This window comes from Lysobacter korlensis (assembly GCF_042434515.1).
Genome location: NZ_JBHLTG010000031.1, coordinates 1 through 3,299, shown reverse-complemented (window position 1 = coordinate 3,299; position 3,299 = coordinate 1). Strand labels below are relative to the sequence as shown.

Sequence of the window (3,299 nt, the reverse complement as noted above, 5' to 3'; positions counted from 1 at the left end):
TCTCTGTGCTTCACCGTGTGCTAAACAGGCTCGATGACGCCTAACAATTCGTCCAAGCCGACGCCGCTTCGCGGCGCGGCTTAACTCAGGTGTTAGGTGCCATGGACAGCTCTGCGGCAGTCGAAGGAAGAGAGTTCGACTGGTTCGCCCGTGATGCAGCCGGTCGTATCGCGCTGTTCGCGACGGGTGGCTCCGGCCCTATTCCGGAATTGGTGTTCCAAGCCATTGAGAGCCATGACGCAGCAGCAGATCTCGTCCCGGTTTCAGGCTGGGGATCGCCGGCCGTGTGGCAAAGCTATTCGTCGGCTGGCCTCTATGCCTACGACTGGGTCGATGGCGCTGACGCTTATCGGCGGGTTGCGACCCCGGCCGGGACAGTGAGCCCCGCCGTCGCTGCGGCCGTCGCTGACGTGCCGCTGCCAACTTTCCACAGCGAGTTCACTCGGGCGCTTGAGGTCAGGCTCGGAGACCTGCAGCATGGCACCTAACAATTCGTCCAAGCCGACGCCGCTTCGCGGCGCGGCTTAACTCAGGTGTTAGGCGGCGTAGGAGCATATGGGCAACTGCATGATCTACGGCCTAGCCTTGCTGGCGCTGCTCAATGTTGCGGCATCAGTCGCCATCGTTCGGTCGCCGTCCTTAGCGCCGGCCCAGCGGTCGATGCAGGTCGTCCTTGTCTGGCTTGTACCCGTTGTAGGCGCGGTGCTGGCACTAGCTTTTCTCGCCACCGACCGGCCTTCTACTCATGTACTTTCAAGTCACGACCCTGCGCTTGGGCCCGGGGATGAGACCACCCTGGCCCAAGGGTCATCCATTTGTGGCTGTAGCGGTTCCGGTGGCGGAAATGACTAGCCGCTCGCCTAACAATTCGTCCAAGCCGACGCCGCTTCGCGGCGCGGCTTAACTCAGGTGTTAGGGCGCAATGGAGAGGGAAATGCGAACTGAGAAAGGAAGCTGCCACTGCAAGGCCGTCGAGTTCGAAGTCGACCTCGAGAACGGCTACGAGAATGTCCGGCGCTGCAACTGCTCCATCTGCAGCCGCAAGGGCGCGATCATGGCCGCTGTCCCGCTAGAGCGGCTGCGCGTGACTCGCGGCGCGGATAAGCTGTCGCTCTACCAGTGGAATACCAAGACGGCCAAACACTACTTTTGCAGCATTTGCGGCATCTATACGCATCACCAGCGCCGCAGTGTGCCGACGGAATACGGGTTCAACCTGGCCTGCATCGAGGGGGTCGATCTGACAGCTATCGGACCTATCGGGGCCAGCAGTGGGGCAGCCCAGACTCTGGTCTCGGTTGCGCCCTAACAATTCGTCCAAGCCGACGCCGCTTCGCGGCGCGGCTTAACTCAGGTGTTAGGCGCCAAATGCAGCCCTCCTGCTACTCGCTACAAGTGCAATCTGATGGCACGGCGATCTTGTACCTCGGCGAGGTATCCACAGCCGAGTGCCTCTCCACGTTTTCGGCGGAGGCGGCTGTCGAGCTGTTGGAGTTAGGCGCCGAGTCGCACGGCGAATGGCTATCTGCGGGCGCCCTGCCAGAGGCGGCGACGGTTGCGTGGTGGCTGCAACGACTGGATGACCCGTCATTGGAGCTGGTGGACTTCTCCTCCCGCGTGGGCGCGATCAGCCTCTCAACCCACGATGACGGTGAGGCAACTTTTGCGCTGGCCTCCCTCGAGCAGGCGGTAGGGCTTCTGCCCCAGCTTGTGGGTGATCAGTTGGCGGCGACTATTGCGCCCAAGCTGGTGGCAAATCCAGGCTGCTATATTTCGGCACGTGGCGGGCAGCTTGCCGTGCACCCTTCGTTCGAGGCGTACCTGGTTGGCGCCTAACAATTCGTCCAAGCCGACACCGCTTCGCGGTGCGGCTTAACTCAGGTGTTAGGCGGGCAGCAGTGGCTGTCCTGGTCGGTGAGGCCCTACGCGGCCTCGTGCGTCGTAAGCACTCCAGCAAATGCGCCGCGGTTCTCGTCACAGCGCCCGCGGCATCGGCCGGGACGGTTGGCTGCCTTCGGGTGCATCGGACCTCACGCTCTTTCGGCCGCGCCCGGCTAGGTTATCGGGCATAACTTCGTCACGCTGCGGCGGTTCTCGGCGGGCGCTTGCGCTGCAGCCGCCGCCGAGTTGACTGCCTTCGGTCCCTGCCGACTGACCGCACCGCCTGTTGCTGTGCCGCCCTGCCCGCCCTCTGGCTCTGGTCTCGGCCGTTGTCTCTTTTCCGGCTCCGGCCGGTATGCTGCAGCCTAACTATTCGTTCAAGCCGACGCCGCTTCGCGGCGCGGCTTAACTCAGGTGTTAGGCATTAGAGGAAGCAACGTCGTGCGCTGGAAAAGCATTGTGGTCCATGCACTCATGATCCTTGGCGTCGGCATCGTTGCCGGCCTCTTCGAGCCCAGGCCCGATTCCGCGGAGTCAAGGTCCCTTCTGCTCGCCTACGTCGGGACCGAGGCGGCACTCCTCATCGCTTATGCCGCCGTGTTCGCGCACCTGGCGTACCGCGTCTCGAGCTACCGTTTCGCTCATGCCCTTTCTGCGGCCGCGCTAGGCGAGGGAGTCGGCTTTGCGCTGCTTTCGCTGATTCCCTATGAGCTTCCGGCCACACCGTGGCTTCTGTCAGCTATTGGGTACTCAGTGCTGGCAGTAGCGCTCCTCATAGGTACAGCCCTCGGCACCTCCATTTACGACCGTAGGATCGCACGTGGACGCACCGTCGCTAATGCCTATCAATTCGTCCAAGCCGACGCCGCTTCGCGGCGCGGCTTAACTCAGGTGTTAGGCCGGCATGCTGGTAGTGCCGCAGTCGTTAGCAAGAGCCTTGGTCGCACCCTGCGTATCCCGGCGTCGTGCCGGACAATCTGTCGCCTACCCCGCGAGCTGCTCCAGTTGGCGTAGCTCGCCCACCTTCCACTCGGCAGCACCCGGCCGGCCACATCCCCGGCGGCTGCGGCATCGGCACCCGGGCTCGTGCGGTTCGGTTGGCCTGCCTCCGGCAGCCCGCTCCGGCTAGTTCTGGTCGGCGGCCCTCGCCCGCTCGCCGGTCAGGTCCGGCCGTGGCACCATGACAGGCATTCGCTGTTCGGGTGGGCGCCTTCAAAAGCATCGCTGCACGCCCTAACAGTTCGTCCAAGCCGACACCGCTTCGCTCCGGCAAAAAACTGGCAGAGAAAGCCTGCCAGTTTTTTACCTCCACTACGCGGTGCGGCTTAACTCAGGTGTTAGGCCGCATTGGAACAGGCCATGTTCTGTGCGGAGGCCCGGCTAGCGAGTAAGCACGCCCCGGCTCGTCTTTCGGCCAT

3 protein-coding genes are annotated in these 3,299 nt (G+C 63.3%); all 3 read left to right on the top strand.

Features of this window, described 5'->3' with window-relative positions:
- Positions 1–101: 101 nt before the first annotated feature.
- The 3 genes from ACFFGH_RS34220 (at position 102) to ACFFGH_RS34210 (ending at position 1,836) form a co-directional block, all read left to right on the top strand.
- On the top strand, positions 102–488 hold the full coding sequence (locus ACFFGH_RS34220) for a hypothetical protein (protein WP_386677401.1): 387 nt from the start codon (positions 102–104) through the stop codon (positions 486–488).
- A gap of 446 nt (positions 489–934) precedes the next feature.
- On the top strand, positions 935–1,309 hold the full coding sequence (locus ACFFGH_RS34215) for a GFA family protein (RefSeq protein ID WP_386677399.1): 375 nt from the start codon (positions 935–937) through the stop codon (positions 1,307–1,309).
- Positions 1,310–1,395: 86 nt separating this feature from the next.
- A complete protein-coding gene (locus tag ACFFGH_RS34210) occupies positions 1,396–1,836 on the top strand; it encodes a hypothetical protein (protein WP_386677397.1) in 441 nt (146 codons plus the stop codon).
- Positions 1,837–3,299 lie beyond the last annotated feature (1,463 nt).

Coding starts and splice junctions, on each gene's coding strand:
- ACFFGH_RS34220 (WP_386677401.1), top strand. CDS start 102: ATGGACAGCTCTGCGGCAGTCGAAGGAAGAGAGTTCGACTGGTTCGCC.
- ACFFGH_RS34215 (WP_386677399.1), top strand. CDS start 935: ATGCGAACTGAGAAAGGAAGCTGCCACTGCAAGGCCGTCGAGTTCGAA.